15 protein-coding genes and 1 tRNA gene are annotated in these 17,289 nt (G+C 43.1%); 13 read left to right on the top strand and 3 right to left on the bottom strand.

Features of this window, described 5'->3' with window-relative positions:
• Positions 1-210: 210 nt before the first annotated feature.
• The 5 genes from IP485_RS06580 to IP485_RS06560 all read left to right on the top strand — a co-directional run bounded on the left by IP485_RS06580 (position 211) and on the right by IP485_RS06560 (position 6,850).
• Positions 211-1,677, top strand: a complete 1,467-nt coding sequence (locus IP485_RS06580; protein WP_198326560.1) for a protein adenylyltransferase SelO — start codon at positions 211-213, stop codon at positions 1,675-1,677.
• Between the two features lie 333 nt (positions 1,678-2,010).
• A complete protein-coding gene (locus IP485_RS06575) occupies positions 2,011-4,332 on the top strand; it encodes an NADP-dependent malic enzyme (protein WP_198326559.1) in 2,322 nt (773 codons plus the stop codon).
• 314 nt (positions 4,333-4,646) lie between these two features.
• Positions 4,647-5,834, top strand: coding sequence for a tRNA nucleotidyltransferase (locus tag IP485_RS06570; protein ID WP_198326558.1), 1,188 nt, complete (start codon positions 4,647-4,649; stop codon positions 5,832-5,834).
• Positions 5,835-5,866: 32 nt separating this feature from the next.
• On the top strand, positions 5,867-6,679 hold the full coding sequence (locus tag IP485_RS06565) for a pteridine reductase (RefSeq protein WP_198326557.1): 813 nt from the start codon (positions 5,867-5,869) through the stop codon (positions 6,677-6,679).
• A 94-nt stretch (positions 6,680-6,773) separates the two neighbouring features.
• Positions 6,774-6,850: transfer RNA gene (locus IP485_RS06560), tRNA-Ile, on the top strand.
• Between the two features lie 160 nt (positions 6,851-7,010).
• Here IP485_RS06560 and IP485_RS06555 read toward each other — a convergent pair.
• Positions 7,011-8,693, bottom strand: a complete 1,683-nt coding sequence (locus tag IP485_RS06555) for an NAD-dependent malic enzyme (RefSeq protein WP_198326556.1) — start codon at positions 8,691-8,693, stop codon at positions 7,011-7,013.
• A 592-nt stretch (positions 8,694-9,285) separates the two neighbouring features.
• Here IP485_RS06555 and IP485_RS13970 point away from each other — a divergent pair.
• From IP485_RS13970 to IP485_RS06540, 4 genes are all read left to right on the top strand, one after another.
• The gene (locus IP485_RS13970) at positions 9,286-9,477 is read left to right on the top strand and encodes an IS3 family transposase (protein WP_413787022.1); all 192 of its coding nucleotides are present in this window, start codon (positions 9,286-9,288) and stop codon (positions 9,475-9,477) included.
• Positions 9,478-9,591: 114 nt separating this feature from the next.
• On the top strand, positions 9,592-10,287 hold the full coding sequence (locus IP485_RS06550; RefSeq protein ID WP_198326555.1) for a VIT family protein: 696 nt from the start codon (positions 9,592-9,594) through the stop codon (positions 10,285-10,287).
• A gap of 34 nt (positions 10,288-10,321) precedes the next feature.
• Complete coding sequence (locus IP485_RS06545; protein WP_198326554.1) at positions 10,322-11,023, top strand: DUF1003 domain-containing protein; 702 nt, start codon at positions 10,322-10,324, stop codon at positions 11,021-11,023.
• 410 nt (positions 11,024-11,433) lie between these two features.
• The gene (locus IP485_RS06540) at positions 11,434-12,345 is read left to right on the top strand and encodes a haloalkane dehalogenase (protein WP_198326553.1); all 912 of its coding nucleotides are present in this window, start codon (positions 11,434-11,436) and stop codon (positions 12,343-12,345) included.
• Between the two features lie 168 nt (positions 12,346-12,513).
• On the opposite strand, the gene IP485_RS06535 is transcribed toward IP485_RS06540, so the two are convergent.
• Both IP485_RS06535 and IP485_RS06530 read right to left on the bottom strand, forming a co-directional pair.
• A complete protein-coding gene (locus tag IP485_RS06535) occupies positions 12,514-13,098 on the bottom strand; it encodes a TetR/AcrR family transcriptional regulator (protein WP_198326552.1) in 585 nt (194 codons plus the stop codon).
• Between the two features lie 146 nt (positions 13,099-13,244).
• Entirely contained in the window at positions 13,245-13,925 is a 681-nt protein-coding gene (locus tag IP485_RS06530; RefSeq protein WP_198326551.1) for a glutathione S-transferase family protein, read from the bottom strand.
• Between the two features lie 199 nt (positions 13,926-14,124).
• Between IP485_RS06530 and IP485_RS06525 the strand changes: the two genes are divergently transcribed.
• The 4 genes from IP485_RS06525 (at position 14,125) to yghU (ending at position 17,164) form a co-directional block, all read left to right on the top strand.
• A complete protein-coding gene (locus tag IP485_RS06525; protein WP_198326550.1) occupies positions 14,125-14,391 on the top strand; it encodes a putative quinol monooxygenase in 267 nt (88 codons plus the stop codon).
• Positions 14,392-14,868: 477 nt separating this feature from the next.
• Entirely contained in the window at positions 14,869-15,423 is a 555-nt protein-coding gene (locus IP485_RS06520; protein ID WP_194364194.1) for a carboxymuconolactone decarboxylase family protein, read from the top strand.
• A 126-nt stretch (positions 15,424-15,549) separates the two neighbouring features.
• Positions 15,550-16,203, top strand: a complete 654-nt coding sequence (locus IP485_RS06515; protein WP_198326549.1) for a DsbA family protein — start codon at positions 15,550-15,552, stop codon at positions 16,201-16,203.
• A gap of 85 nt (positions 16,204-16,288) precedes the next feature.
• A complete protein-coding gene (yghU, locus tag IP485_RS06510) occupies positions 16,289-17,164 on the top strand; it encodes a glutathione-dependent disulfide-bond oxidoreductase (RefSeq protein ID WP_198326548.1) in 876 nt (291 codons plus the stop codon).
• The last annotated feature ends 125 nt before the right edge of the window (positions 17,165-17,289 follow it).

The raw sequence follows: 17,289 nt of genomic DNA, 5'->3' as shown, positions 1-17,289 counted from the left end.
CGCTTTTTGTCATAAATAATACGTGGTCATAAATGTATCATCAGGATGCATTTTATTATTCTATTTTGAGACTAATATAGGCCTAATATCGTCCTGATAGCGACTGTTTTTTGACTGGATATTACAAGAGATGGACAGAGCGAAATGATGGATGATGAGAGCTATGTTATAGTGAACACTCTCTCTTATATATTAATGGACACGGCCTGTATGCGTTATAAAAACACCTATGTCAACCTAGACACACGCCTCTATCATGAGCAGCCACCCACGTCACTAGACAACCCACGCGCTGGTCATTTCAATACACACGTTGCACAGCAATTAGGCTGGTCAGATGACGATAATCTGATGTCCAACTGGGTTGATATTTTGGCTGGTCAATACGTGCCAGCCGACTTCAAACCACTGGCAATGGCATATGCAGGTCATCAATTTGGACAGTGGGCAGGACAGTTGGGTGATGGGCGCGGCTTGCTCATGGCACAAGTACTCGATCAAGACAATCAACCAAAAGATTTGCATCTTAAGGGTGCTGGCCTGACGCCTTACTCGCGGATGGGAGATGGACGGGCAGTATTGCGCAGTACCATTCGTGAGTATTTATGTGGTCATGCATTGACGCAGCTTGGCATCGCCTCCTCTAACGCATTGGGCTTTGTGGTCTCTGATACGAGGGTACGCCGTGAGCGTATTGAGGCAGGTGCAGCGCTAATGCGCGTGGCTGACAGTCACATTCGCTTGGGTCATGTTGAGTGGATTGCCAGCTTTGCGCCTGACGTATTGGGTGAGTTTACCGACTATATGATCGATACTTATTATCCAGAGTGCCGTGATAGTGAGACGCCGGTATTGGCATTTTTAACCTCAGTGGTTGAGCGCACTGCGCGGATGATTGCCGACTGGCAACTGATTGGCTTTGCTCATGGGGTTATGAATACGGATAACTTGTCGATTACAGGTAGTACGTTGGACTTCGGGCCTTTTGGCTTTATGGAGCGCTTCAACCCTGCTTGGATCAATAATCACTCTGATCATACTGGGCGCTATGCTTACCAAAACCAGCCTGCTATCGGTCACTGGAACCTCAACGTTTGGCTACCGCATTTTATGCGCCTACCAGGCGTCACTCGTGAGACCCTCGCTGAGTGCCTGGCGCCTTATGAAGCGAGCTTTATGCAGCACTATCAACAAGGACTGTGCCGCAAACTTGGCTTGCCGCACAAATCTGAAAGTTTGCGTCTAGCCTTTGAATGGTTGACCTTGTTAGAAGATAACTTGCTCGACTATACCAATAGCTTTCGTGCCCTACTAGGCCTAGTCGCGCCAGATGACCATCCTTATGAGAAAAAACTACTGTCTGTTCTGACCACTGAACTAAATGCAGAAGCAAGCCTAGTTTGGCAAGAGTGGTCAAGCCGTTATTTGGCACAGATTGAGCAGCAATCCCGCGAGGAAGCTATCTTATCCATGCAAACCAGCAATCCTGTTTATGTCTTGCGTAATAGCATGGCGCAACGTGCTATCACTGCTGCAGAACAAGGTCAGTTTGAAGAAGTGGATCGGGTGTTCCGTTTGCTATCTCATCCTTATACTGTTCAAGATATTGCTACTGAGCTTGATAGTGCCGCGCCTGCACCTGATGTTGCGCAAATGCCTATTAGCTGCTCGTCTTAACTTCTCTATACTCTGTAACATTTTGAAATATATTCAAATTAAGGTTGATATTTACCCTTATTCTTTGGCATTATTAATTAGATAAATAATGAATATCATTTCATTATATTATTCGTACAAATCACTGCTGCTGACTAGGCAGTGATTTGTCAATAGTGCTAGAATAACTGTCTTTTCTAGCCTGTTTTTTGACCCAATCCCTAACCCATCGTGATGTTTTTGGTCATTAACACCCAATGTTACCTTACCCTTTGATTATTATCATTTAATAATGTTTAAGGGCGAGTTATTATTTTTATCACCATTTAATTTATTCCAACCATGGCAATTATTATGAATGACGATACCAATTCGAATACGGATAAGCTTAGTACCGCACAAGAGCAGTTTGAACAAGCTGCCCTGCATTACCATGAGTTCCCACGTCCAGGTAAAATCTCAGTCACACCGACCAAACAGCTTGCTAACCAACGTGATCTAGCACTTGCCTATTCTCCAGGTGTTGCTGTGCCTTGTCTCGAAATTGAAAGAGACCCAACATTGGCAGCCAAATATACGGCACGTAGTAACTTGGTCGGTGTCATCACTAACGGTACTGCGGTACTAGGTTTGGGTAACATTGGCCCATTGGCATCAAAACCTGTTATGGAAGGTAAAGGCGTACTATTCAAAAAGTTTGCAGGTATCGATGTATTTGATATTGAAATCGCTCAAAACGATCCTGACAAATTCATCGAAGCGGTTGCCTCTCTTGAGCCAACTTTCGGTGGTATCAACTTAGAAGACATCAAAGCACCAGAATGTTTCAAAATCGAGCGTGAACTTCGCGCGCGCATGAACATCCCTGTGTTCCATGACGACCAACATGGTACATCAATCATCGTTGCGGCAGCGATGCTAAACGCGCTATTGATTACTGGCAAGAAAATCGAAGAGATTAAAATTGTTTGTTCAGGCGCAGGCGCAGCAGCCATTTCTTGTTTAGATATCATTTGCGCCCTTGGTGTGAATAAAAACAATATCATTGTTTCAGACTCTCGCGGTATCATCAGCACTAGCCGTGAAAACCTTGATGAAACCAAACAGCGCTATGCTCGTGATATCACGGCTACTTCTATCGAAGAGGTCATGGACGATGTCGATATGTTCCTAGGCTTATCAATGCCCGGTACACTATCAGAAGATATGGTTCGCCGTATGGCAAAAGACCCTATCGTCTTTGCACTTGCCAATCCAACACCTGAAATCATGCCAGAATTAGCACATGCGGTACGTCCAGACGTCATTATGGCAACTGGTCGCTCAGACTATCCAAACCAAGTAAACAACGCCTTGTGCTTCCCGTACATCTTCCGCGGTGCATTGGATGTTGGTGCAACAACTGTCAACGAAGAGATGAAAGTGGCTTGCGTAAAAGCAATCGCTGCGATGGCGCACGTCGAAGCCACTCCAACTACCAGCGCTAGAAACATCGAAAAGATGCAGAGTTTTGGTCGTGACTATTTAATCCCAGGCCCTCTAGAGCCAAATCTAATCATTGAGATCGCGTCTGCTGTAGCCAAAGCAGCGATGGATTCTGGCGTTGCCACGCTACCGATCGATGACATGCAAGCCTACCGTCAGCGTCTGTCTGAGTTTGTTTATAACTCAGCGTTTGTCATGAAGCCAATATTTGCTCGTGCTAAAGCCGATCCAAAACGTATCGTGTACTGTGAAGGTGAAGACAACAATATCCTGCTCGCTGTGCAAGTGGTCGTTGATGAGAAACTAGCACAACCTATCTTGGTTGGTCGTCCTGCTGTGATTGAAGCCAATATCGAAAAACTGGGCCTACGTTTAAAAGCTGGCGAGAATATTACCATCGTTAACGTTGATGACGATCCTCGTTATAAAGACTACTGGCAAGGCTATTACGAGAAAAACAAACGCCGCGGCGTAAGCATTGAGCTTGCTCGTCGTGATGTTCGCCGTAAGACGACTCTGATAGGTTCTTTGTTAGTCGAAAATGGTGCAGCGGATGGTATGGTATGTGGTACATTTGGTCATTACCAATTGCATCTGAAATATGTCGAAAGCGTCATTGGCAAAAAACAAGGTATGAACGACTTCTATGCGATGAATGCAGTACTCATGCAAGATCGTAATATTTTCATCGCAGATACCTATATCCACGAAGATCCAACCGCTGAACAGTTGGCTGAAATGACCGTCTTGGCTGCGGATCAGTTACGCCGCTTCGGTATCACACCACGTGTCGCATTAGTGTCTCATTCTAACTTTGGTGCCTCAAACCGTACCAGCGCTGTTAAAATGCGCAAGGTATACCAGATACTGACAGACATGAATGTAGACTTTGAGTTTGATGGCGAGATGCAAGGTGATTCCGCTTTGAATGAACATATCCGCTTAAACGACATGCCATCAAGCCCATTAAAAGGTGCAGCAAACTTGCTCATCTTACCAACACTTGATGCGTCGAATATTGCCTTTAACCTGCTTAAAACAGCAACTGGCAGTGCTTCTATTGGTCCTATCCTATTGGGTACCAATAAGCCAGTCCACATTTTGACGCCATCAGCGACTGCACGTGGTATCGTCAACATGACTGCACTGACAGTGACTGAAGCTCAAGACTTAGAAAGCGAAGCCCAGTAGTCAGTGAAACCTCGTATTCAATAAGAATGCTTGATTAAGACGGGTGCTGTTATCTATTCACAAAGCCCGTCTGCTATACTAAAAACAGTCAATGCGACCTATAAAGCATTGGCTGTTTTTTTTGATGTATAGTTAGAGAACTACTAAACTGCTACGGTGTTAGCCTTCCTAGATGTACTACTTGTACAATCTGCAGGCGGCTGCCTTGTAGCAATTTTAGATTTCTTTGACTATAAAAAATTAAGCTAATGATACGTTGATAAGTACAGCGGTGATAAGTACAGCGATATTTGGCTAAACAAACAGAGGCTTTTATGCAGATTTACCTTGTGGGTGGTGCGGTACGTGATCGACTCTTGAAACGTCCGATCAAAGATAAAGACTTCGTCGTCGTTGGTGCCACCGTGACACAGATGCTTGAAGCAGGGTTTCAACAAGTCGGTGCCGATTTTCCGGTGTTTTTGCACCCGACCAGTCACGAAGAATATGCCCTAGCTCGCACAGAGCGCAAGCAAGGCTCGGGCTATAAAGGCTTCAGCATACATGCCAGTCCTGATGTGAGTTTAGAAGACGACTTACAACGCCGTGACTTGACCATCAATGCCATGGCAATAGAAGTCACTAGCCTAAATGATGACACCCCTATCAATGGTGACGTCATTGACTATTATGGTGGACTGGTTGATTTAGAAAACAAAACTTTGCGCCATGTATCAAGTGCATTTAGCGAAGACCCATTACGCGTGCTCCGAACAGCTCGTTTCTATAGTCGTTACTATGATTTAGGGTTCAGTATCGCAGAGGATACCTTGACGCTAATGCGCCAACTGGTCGACTCAGGTGAGCTGACACATCTAAGTAGCGAACGCATTTGGCAAGAGTCAAGCCGTGCGATGATGCAGTTATCACCCCAAGTCTACTGGCAACAGCTGTTCGAAATCGGTGCACTGACAGAGTATTTTGCGCCATTGCATCAGGCGTGGACTGATACTCCAATACGAGAGACCGTACAGACTGCGCTATATTTCGCAGGGCAAATGCAGCTTAATTTGTCACAGCGTTGGGCGCTGCTAATGAGTAGCCTTAATCTATCTCTATTTACCTCAGAGCCTACAAACAAAAACGCTAATACAGCAGCCCATATAAAAGGCATCAACGATATAGGCAACATCACTAAGGTACCAAAAGCACACACCCAGTTTGCCAATTTATTTGTACAACAAGCCGAAAATCTCAGCAAGATAAATAGCCTGAGCGCTGCTGAAAAAATCGACCTGATACAAACTTGCGGGGCTCATAAAGAACCTGATAAATTGTCTCAATTACTCGTGTGTAGTCATGTATTACAACTGGCCATGCAGCACCGTCAAATGATGATAGCGCTAAACAGTTTTCATGCAGTTAATATGGCTGATATTGAGCCAGATCTGCGCGGCCCAGCGATTGGTGCAGCGCTGCGCCAATCTAGAATTGAGCATTTGCAAGCGCAGCACTTATATTAAAGAAAGCTTAAAAAGTAAGTAGGAATGTCATCATGAGCCAAGATTTAAATGGGTGTTCATCAGAGCATACTGACGCTATTGCGCCCGTCATGCTCGTCACAGGGAGTGCCAAACGTATTGGTGCCGCTATCATTACAGCTGCTCATAGCGAAGGTTACCGCGTCATTATCCATTGTCACCGTAGCATAGAGGACGCTACTATTTTGGCTGACCAACTCAATGCCTGCCGTGCTAATAGTGCTTTAATCGTTGTTGCTGACTTAAGTATCGTCAATGACGACAGAGCCTTGGATCTGTTTATTCAAAATGTTATGGATGCCTTTGGCCAGCTCGATGTACTGATACACAATGCATCGCGATTTTATCCCAGTCCACTCGGACACATCACCCATGCACAGTGGGACGAGCTGATGTTGACCAATGCAAAAGCGCCTTTATTGTTGAGCCAAGCACTACTACCCTATCTTAAACAGCAACAAGGTTGTATTGTCAGCTTATTAGATATTCATGCGCAGGACAGACCCTTTAGCAATTATGCTGTCTATAATATGGCAAAAGCGGCTCACCGTATGATGGTACAGTCATTAGCATTAGAGATGGCACCAGATGTACGTGTAAATGGTGTCGCACCAGGGGTCAATATTCTTCCTGATGCTAATAGCGATCAAGCGATTGCTGAGGCGCAGCAGCAAAATATCATTGCCTCTATTCCGATGCAGCGCATCGGTACACCTAATGATATTGCTCATGCTGTGCTGTATTTGGTGCAAGCCAATTATGTCACTGGTGAAATGATTACTGTTGATGGGGGTCGCAGCCTGACATTGGCTGGTGGTCAGGTTTGATAAAAAATAGCATTTTATAAAAAATATCTTGATAATGGCCCATTTTTTGCTTGAAAAATTCAAAAAATAAGGTATCATTGTCCGTCTAGCGTTAGGGCCCATAGCTCAGTTGGTTAGAGCAGAGGACTCATAATCCTTTGGTCGTAGGTTCAAGTCCTACTGGGCCCACCAAATTTATAGTGCAAAAAGAAATCAGGCTTGTTCGCAGCGATGCGGCAAGCCTTTTTTTATGGGTTTTGAACGATATAATATGTTCATAATATCCTATAATAAAAAAGCCAAATGCTACCGCTAAGAGTAACATTTGGCTTTTTATATGTGCTTTATAAAATTAGAAAGAGGTACGGCGATAGTTGCGGTATGTCGGTAACCAAAAATTGGCTTTTAATTGACGCTCTAAATTCTCTGCAGTGACAGGTAGTGCCAATTTATCTTCAATCGCTTGTTGTGCGACTGCATAGGCTATTTTTTCACTGATCTCTCTAATAACTCTAATTGGCGGCAATATAGCGCCTGGTGCCTTTTCGTGTTCCATAGATATATCTGCAAGTGCTTGGCTTGCCGCCATCAACATATTATCGCTAATGCCCGTTGCACGTGCGGCTAAAACACCCAAACCAATACCGGGGAAAATATAGCTGTTATTACACTGCGACACTTCAAAAGTTTGACCCTCATAAGTGGTATGAGGAAAAGGACTACCGGTTGCAATAATTGCCTTACCCTTACTCCAATTAGTCACTTCTTGCGGTGTTGCTTCAACACGCGACGTTGGGTTTGACAGCGGTAATACAATCGGATGTTCCGTATTAGCACATAGCGTTTCGATCACCTCTTGGGTGAACAAACCTTTTTGTCCACTGACACCGAATAATACGGTTATTTTTGCTTGTTTGACCACTTGCGCTAAACCAAGTTTCTTACTTCTATCCCAGCTTGCAATAGCCGATTCTTTTTGTACTAACGGCTCTTGGAACTTTTGTAGCTCTGTCATGCCATCAGTAAGCAAGCCATAACGATCAACCATAAAGACTTGGCTGCGAGCCTGCGCCTCCGTTAAGCCTTCACGCTGCATTTGGCGAATAATATGCTCAGCAATACCGCAACCAGCAGATCCTGCGCCTAAAAACGCGATATTCTGTTGGCTAAGTTTTTGACCTTTATTCAAGCACGCTGCAATCAAGGTGCCGACTGAAACAGCAGCAGTGCCCTGAATGTCATCATTAAAGCAGCATAATTGGTCACGATATTTATTCAATAATGGTGTCGCATTCTCTTGGGCAAAATCTTCAAATTGTAATAATGCCTCAGGCCAACGACGTTTAACGGCTTGAATAAATAAATCTACAAACTCATTATATTCATCACCCGAGATGCGTGGATTTCTCCAGCCCATGTACATAGGATCGTCAAGCAACTGTTGGTTATTTGTGCCAACGTCCAACAAAATTGGTAGGCAATAAGCGGGGCTGATACCACCACAAGCCGTATATAACGACAATTTACCAATGGGAATACCCATACCGCCAATACCTTGATCGCCTAGGCCTAATATACGTTCACCATCGGTGACAACGATTACCTTCACGTTTTGTTTGGTGGCATTTTGCAGCATGTCATCGATTTTATGACGCTCAGGATAAGAGACAAACAACCCACGTTTGCGGCGATAAATCTGAGAGAATTTTTCACACGCTTGCCCAACCGTTGGGGTGTATATAAGCGGCATGACCTCTTCGATATGCTGTTCAATCAGATGATGAAATAAGGTCTCATTGGTATCTTGGATGTTACGCAAATAAATATGCTTATCCATATCATTAGTGAATGAGCGAAGTTGATGATAAGCACGTAATGACTGCTCTTCAATCGTCTCAATGTTATGAGGCAATAAACCCGTTAAATTAAAGCTATCACGTTCTTCTGATGAAAAAGCACTGCCCTTATTTAATAAAGGGGTTTCTAACAATGCTGGTCCAGCAAAAGGGATATATAACGGACGTTTGGTTTGCATAATAAAATCTTCTTATTAATTATTGAAGGTATATGAATAAAATTTAATGATTTGAATGATTTGACTATTTCATCGAACTCAGAGTCATTATTCAAGTTGATTGAGCGATGCTAAAACAATCGTGGCAGTACAATGGATTGATCAACCCACCACTTGACAGCAAGTGTATCACGAGCAAGAAAGTACAGAGCGATAATACGGAATTCAAAGTCGAATCAATCAAAAAAACAGCCACTAATAATGCGCACTTAAGTACAAGTCTTTGGTAGCCAGAAGTAGAGACAGAAGCATTATCTCATTGGCAGAATAAAGCCCGTCAAAGCACGCTTGTCACCGCAGCACCCTATTATACTGGAGTTATGGCAATTCTTGAAGCAATCAAGTAAATCACACGCCGATTAGATCAAGCGATAACAGACAGAAACAACCCCAAAGATGTGATTTACCATAGTGATAGAGATGGTCAGTATCTGTCTATTCGCTACCCTTCTAGTATGACTCACTCTGCATTGTTACTTCTGTAGTTACGACTGGTGATTCATACGACAAGGCATTGGCTGAAACGGTCAATGGCCTTTATTAGACTGAAGTAATTCATTATTTAAAAGAGAACTGCAATAGCGTTAACGATGTTGCAGTTCTTGAATGGGTAGACTGCTTCAATAAGTCTCGTCTACATAGTACGATCGGTTATGTGTCACCTTTTAAGTTTGAAAAGCGCTATTATAATCATTTAACCCTGTCAGGCATTGCTGCTTGTCTCAAATTAATCAGCCTCCGATAAAGTCGGGGCGGTTCAGTATTCTCTTAGGCTTCTGTGTGCAGAATGTTATTAAAGAATTTGAATATCAAACAGACCCTAGTACTGAAATCCATATATTAATATTTAAGGGTATTTATGAATCACTCTATTCATAATGAGGCGCACTTAAGTAACCGTAATCATTGGTTGCGCGCAGCGGTGTTGGGTGCAAATGATGGACTGATCTCAACTGCCAGTTTATTAGTTGGTGTTGCAGCGGCAAACCCAAGCAGTCAGACGTTATTGCTAACAGGGATGGCAGCACTAACCGCAGGTGCGCTATCGATGGCTGCTGGCGAGTATATTTCAGTGTCCTCACAAGCGGATACTGAAAAGGCTGATTTAGAAAAGGAGCTTTACGAGCTGACTCATAATGCTGAACGCGAGATGCTTGAGCTGACGAAAATTTATGAGGCTCGTGGACTTGATCATGCCTTAGCGCATCAAGTTGCCATCGCCTTAACGGAGCACGATGCGCTTGAAGCCCATGCTCGTGATGAGATAGGCTTGACCGATCTTAGCCAAGCAAAGCCGATTCATGCCTCAATTGCTTCAGGATTGTCATTCATCGCAGGCGCTATACTACCTATTCTTGGTATTTTGATATTGCCAGCGCAATCATTAATCTGGTCGTTAGCGTCTATAACTTTATTAGGATTGATATTACTAGGTATAGTGTCAGCACGCTTGGGTGGCGCGCCTATCATTCCTGCTACTGCTCGAGTAGTGGTTTGGGGTGTGCTTGCCATGCTAGCCACATCGTTGATCGGACGTTTATTTGGCGTGGCATAAACATATATTAATAATTATGATAAAGAGTGTGGCTATGAGCGAAAAAAACGACTTGCATCAATGTTGTATATGCAAACTAAACTATCCGATAGACAGCCTTATACCTATAGGCACCGTACGAAAAGTGGTTATGGCAGAGATTTCACATGACTTTCCAGAATGTTCATCGAAAAACTATATTTGTCAGACAGATTTGAGCAAATATCGCATGCAATATGTCCACTCGTTATTAAAATCTGAGAAAGGAGAAGTGACTGATCTTGAGTACGAATTGATCAAAAGCATGCAAGAGCATGATTTAATCACCAAAAACACTGACAGCACGCTAGATCAAAACTGGACTTTGGGTGAACGATTGGCAGATAAAATTGCAACGTTTGGTGGTAGTTGGTCTTTTCTCATCTGCTTTGCTATTTTTATAACGGTTTGGATTACTTTTAATACGATGGTTATGGTGACACGTCCATCTGATCCTTATCCCTTTATTCTGTTAAATCTAATACTATCGTGTATTGCGGCTATTCAGGCGCCGGTAATTATGATGAGCCAAAATAGACAAGAATCAAAAGATAGATTGCGCTCAGAAAACGATTATCAAATTAACCTCAAAGCCGAGCTTGAAATTCAGCATTTACATGAAAAGTTGGATCACCTTTTGATTCATCAATGGGAAAGGCTGGCTGAAATACAAGAAATACAACTCGATTTATTATCTGAGATGGGCAAAAAAGATTAGGATAGTGCGCACCCTGCTATTTGAGATAACTCTAAATCCACTTCAAGTAAGTGAAAGCTTCAATGTTTAACGATGGCTTGGCAAGAGACCCAATCTTAAAGACGTCGCGCAATATCCAGACGATTAGGAATAACTGAAGAAAAACGTATACCACTAAAATCAAAGAACGGACCGTCCACATGCTAATGGTTTGCAGTGGCTAAGGTTTATACGTTATAGTCTTTATTTATGGTATTTCATAGCCAGTGACTGGCATAAAATACAGACAGCCTTTTACATCATAATCTCTACTCTGTCAGTGCTGTGTACCTACAAACATGAATACATGAGCGTACCAGCATCCATTCTTCAACCAATTTTTGATATCCGTGCGAGAACGCACCGTTATTTATCTCACTCAAGGACGATATATGAAAGCACTTAGGACACCTGATTCGTGTTTTGCTAACTTGCAAGATTACGATTTTGAACCGAACTATCTGATGGTCGATGATACCGAGGGCGGTGAGCTGCGGGTGCATTACCTCGATGAAGGCCCACGTGATGCTGACCCCGTATTACTACTACACGGTGAGCCTTCCTGGTCTTATCTGTATCGTAAAGTCATTCCAATATTAACAGCAGCAGGACACCGTGTGATTGTGCCAGACCTTCCTGGTTTTGGACGCTCAGACAAGCCCGCCTCTCGTACTGACTATACGTATCAGCGCCATGTCGACTGGATGCAATCGGTGCTCGATCAATTAGATTTAAAAAACATCACGTTGTTTTGTCAGGATTGGGGCGGTTTAATTGGTCTACGCTTGGTAGCAGCACATCCTGATAAGTTTGCTCGGGTAGCGGCTGGTAATACCATGCTTCCTACTGGTGATCACGATCCTGGCGAAGGGTTTCGTAAATGGCAGCAGTTTTCGCAAGAGACACCTCAATTCAATGCAGGAGCGACTATCAAAAGTGGTACCACAACAACGCTGTCACAAGCCGTACTGGATGCTTACGATGCGCCATTCCCTGATGAGTCTTATAAAGAAGGCGCCAGACAGTTTCCGTTGCTTGTGCCCACTACACCAGATGATCCCGCTTCAGCAAACAACCGTGCCGCTTGGGTCGAGCTGAGCAAGTGGACAAAGCCTTTTATCACACTGTTTAGTGATTCTGACCCAGTGACTGGTGGCGGTGATCGGATCATGCAAAAGCTCATTCCGGGTACCAAAGGTCAAAACCATACGACCATTGTCAACGGCGGTCATTTTCTACAAGAAGACCAAGGCGAAAAGTTGGCTGAGCTGTTGCTGAAATTTATCGAAGATAATCCAGCCTAATACATCTTATTCATCACTGTCTTGATATATTAATAGGTTAAACATAGCATCAAAAAACCGCACGCTGTTTAGCGTGCGGTTTTTTATGAGGTATATAACTACTTTTGTAAGAGAAAGAATTATATTGATGAGAAAAGCAAATTTGTGGTCGATATAGTAGTAGATTTCTTACAACATGTTCTTGAAAATATTATTAATATATCTTTCTACTGCCTGCTGATCACTCGTCACTTGAGCATAAGTGCGTAGACCGATGATTTGAATCTGAAGATAACGTGCCAACTCGATCGGGTCTTTGTCTTTGCCAATCTCGCTACTATCGACAGCTTGTGCAAACAGCTTGGCAAATGATGCCTCAATACCCTCTAAGATGCTCGTGGCATGAGCCAGCAATTCTGGACTGTCATTTTGCGTAAGCTCGGCGACTGTCTTTACAATCATGCACATACCACTTGGCGCCGTGGCTTTATTACAGACTATCACTGTATGAATAAAATGCTTTAAGCCGTCTAACACCGTGTCTTTTTGCGCCACACAGTCCGCCAAGCGTTTAGCGCCTTCTACTGCATAACGATTGAGCGATTCTGTAAACAATTTGTCTTTACTGCCGAAAGCGGCATAAATACTGCCTGGGTGCATGTTCACCACATCTTGCAGGTTTCGCATTGAGGTTGCGTGATAGCCTTTTTCCCAATAGAGATTTTTTGCTTTTTCAATCACTTCATCACGATTGAACTTTATCGGAGCACTCATAATTTTCACCTTAATATCCTTGCCTTAACACCTATGTTAAGGCAAAGTTTGTAGAATCAACCTTAGGGCATGCCCCAATCATTGGTTTTAATCACTTTTTATAGTATAAGGCTTGTTTAACACCCATACATTATATCTAGTAGTGATTAACTATTTTTGTCAAAATTTTGCGGATAAAGGGCGCGTGCAGCCACGTCATCGAAGTCTGTCTTGAAATCAATACCTTTAGGGATATCACGGGCTTTTTGCACAGCAGGACGGGAATCAATACTAGCAAACCAACGCTTTAGATTCGGGTAATTATCCAAGCCGCCCTCGCCCAATACAAATGTCGCCTTATCAATCCAGCCCCAAGTAGAAATATCAGCAATTGAATAGCTATCGCCGACCATATACTCACGACCTTCTAAATGCGTGTCTAGCACTTCGTAGTGACGCTGTGCTTCACGCAAATAGCGATTGATGGCATAAGGGATTTTTTCTGGCGCTTTGTGTTGAAAGTGTACCGATTGACCAGAAAAAGGACCCAACCCTGATGCAACAAACAGTAGCCATGACAGCATCTCACTACGATCTTCTGGCTGTCCTGCCAGCAATCCTGTCTTTTCAGACAAATACATCAAGATAGCAGTAGAGTCGAACACGCGCTTGCCATCGTCCTCAAGGGCTGGCGTTTTGGCATTTGGGTTAATAGCACAGTACTCAGGCGTATGTTGCTCCCCTTTTAGCGTATCTACTGCCACAAGCTCGTAAGGCAGCCCAGTCTCTTCGAAAAACAGTGCTACTTTCATTGGATTTGGGGTTTGATGGAAATACAACTTAAACATAATCTTATCCTATTAATAAGTGGTAGTCTGATGACTATAAAAGGGGTAAGAGATAACAAAAAATAGGCATCGTGATCTGAAGCATTTTCTTATTGTCTGACAAATACTATAGCCATAAATGAACGTACGTTCAAGTAGTAATATATTGATATGGTCAATTATGTACCCATACAGGCTACTCTATCCATCCTATGAATGAATGATAACGGCAAAAGACAATAGCATCGCCCTCGTGAAGTCTGAGCTCGAAAAACTGATACCAGTGACACGTAGTGAAGAAGGCTGTATTCGTTATGATCTGTTCCAAGATAACGACAAACCTACTCACTTTATGTTTCATGAGAGCTGGGCGACGCGCGAGTTATGGCAAATACATATGGAAAACCAAACTCTAAAAGATTTTTCAACTGCCACAGAAGGTGAGGTGAAATCATTTGTTCTACATGAAATGACGCAAGTTAATTAATATCGTCTCGATTCATTGATTACTAGAATCACGATATATCGGTAATTATAAGGAGAGCTATACCCTGCTCTGTTTTTCTGTTTCTTTACTAACACTTTAAGAGGGCAGTTCGATTAACTTTCTGAACATTATAAATCCTCTCAACGCCCAATAATAACTTTTCTCTTGTTATTTTCATGCCATTACTTACACAGTGTTACTTTATTAAGTTATTGATATTTATATCATAACTATAATAAAACAGAGAAGTGTAATCGCACCATTACAATTTATTTGAATGATTACTCAAATAATTATTGAGCGACTGCTCAATATCCTTTATAGTAGTCTCTATTGACTCGCTTACTAAGCAAAAAAGTCGCTGATTTTGAGTAATCACTCAAGCCAATCACTAAATTGAAATCGGCAACTGCTTTAAAGCTGGCATGAAAACTCTAAAACAAACCAAATCTTACACCTATTATTAGGAATAATATTATGACCGACTTTACCCTTCACGATAAAGACAGCGCCCCAGAAGAAAGCAAAGCACTACTTGACGTATCTATCAACGCTTTTGGTATGGTGCCGAACCTACATGCAGTCATGGCTGAAGCGCCAGGTTTGCTAGAAGGCTATCAACGTCTGCATGAATTGTTTTTAAACAGCAGCTTTGACGATGAAGAAACCACTGTCGTATGGCAAACCATCAACGTTGAACATGCTTGCCATTACTGTGTTCCTGCCCATACTGGTATTGCGAAAAGCATGAAAGTAGATGACGCCATCACTGATGCACTACGTGATGAGACACCACTACCAACAGCACGCCTAGAAGCCCTTCGCGATTTCACGCTTTCTGTGGTTCGTGGTCGTGGTAACGTTGATGATAGCGCAGTGCAAGCATTCTTGGATGCTGGCTACACCAAACGTCAGATTCTAGAAGTTATCCTAGGTGCTGCTCAGAAAGTCATGAGTAACTACACAAACCATCTGGCCAATACCCCAATCGACAAACCATTTCAAAAATTCGAATGGCACAAAGCTGACTAATCTATTTAGCCGTTTACGATAGCTCAATTTACGGTAATATAGTTTATTTGATGTTTTCATACTGTTGTTCGAAACATCTTCGGGCAGCAGTTTTTTCGTTTTAACTTATCGCTAATGAGGGATCATATGCAGCATTCAGAAAAACCATTACAAATAGATATTGTGTCAGACGTTGTATGCCCTTGGTGTGCGATCGGTTATAGCCAATTGGCTGAAGCATTAAAGCAAACCAACACGCCTTTTGAGATACACTGGCATCCTTTTGAGCTAAATCCTAACACGCCAGCTAAAGGACGCAACTATCGTGAGCACATCATGGAAAAGTACGGCAACACCGCTGAAGACGTTCAAGAGAACCGAGATAGAATGACAGCAGCAGGTGCAGAAGTCGGTTTCAACTTTCAATTTACCGATGACTTTCATACCTACAATACATTCAACACCCATCAGTTGCTACATTGGGCAGATCAGCAAGGGCGCATGCATGACCTAAAACAAGCATTGTTCATCGCACATTTCATCGATAATCTTAATGTAGGTGACAGCACTGTGCTTGCCGATGTTGCCGCCAGTATTGGACTCGATCGTAATGAAGCGCTCACTGTTATCGAAGATCAGCGCTTTGCTGAAGACATACGTCAGTCGGTACAACACTCTAAACAACAAGGCATTCAAAGTGTGCCATCCGTTATCTTTAATGGTCGTCATTTGGTTAGCGGTGCCCAAGGGGTCGAAAATTATAAAAACATTCTAAAGCAATTGGCGGACATGCCCGACTAGCGTTGGCATTCACAAAGCCAAAGCTAAAACCACCCGTTCGCACCTATCTCATACTGCACACACCACTTAAAAAGGTATCATAATTATGTCAAATTCTACTCATTACGAGCCGCCCAGCGTTTGGACGTGGGATGCAGAAAGCGGCGGTAAATGGGCCAGTGTCAATCGCCCTATCGCTGGTCCAACGCATGAGGCAGCCTTGCCTCGTGGCAAACATCCTTTGCAGATCTATTCAATAGGAACACCCAATGGTCAAAAAGTGACCATCATGGCGGAAGAGTTGCTAGCGTTAGGCGTCACAGAAGCTGAATATGATGCGCACCTTATCCAAATTGGTGAGGGAGATCAGTTCTCATCAGGATTTGTGGATGTCAATCCAAACTCAAAAATCCCTGCCTTGTTCGATACTGATACCGGTAGCCGTGTGTTTGAGAGTGGTGCCATCTTGTTTTATTTGGCTGAAAAATTTGGGAAATTACTGCCCGAAGATGCCGCCGCCCGTACCGAAGTGATGAACTGGCTATTTTGGCTGCAAGGGTCTGCGCCTTATCTAGGTGGCGGTTTCGGACACTTTTACTTTTATGCGCCAGAAAAATTTGAGTACCCTATCAATCGATTTACGATGGAAGTCAAACGCCAATTAGACGTATTGGATAGAGAGCTGGCAGAAAACCGCTATTTGGGCGGAGATGAGTATACGATTGCTGATATCGCCACTTGGCCTTGGTATGGCAACCTGATACTAGGTGAGGCATATAATGCAGCCGAATTCTTGCAAGTTGAAAGTTATAAAAACGTGCGCCGCTGGGCAACCGAGATTCTTGAACGTCCTGCTGTACAGCGCGGCCGCAAGGTAAACCGTACATGGGGCGAGCCATCCGAACAGTTACATGAGCGTCATGATGCATCAGACTTCGAGTTAAAAACCCAAGACAAGATAGACGCTCAAACAGATAAATAATATTTTATATCAAGCAATAGCCACCTAGTTTAAACAGATTTATTAGGTGGTTTTATAACCAATGTTAACGTTTTCCATGACTACTTTGGATTACTGTAAACATTCAATACTTTTACATTTATGGC

It is taken from the genome of Psychrobacter sp. NG27, from assembly GCF_016106655.1.
Lineage (GTDB): Bacteria > Pseudomonadota > Gammaproteobacteria > Pseudomonadales > Moraxellaceae > Psychrobacter.
Note: the sequence above shows the minus strand (reverse complement) of the source record. Positions and strands in the feature narration are given on the sequence as shown.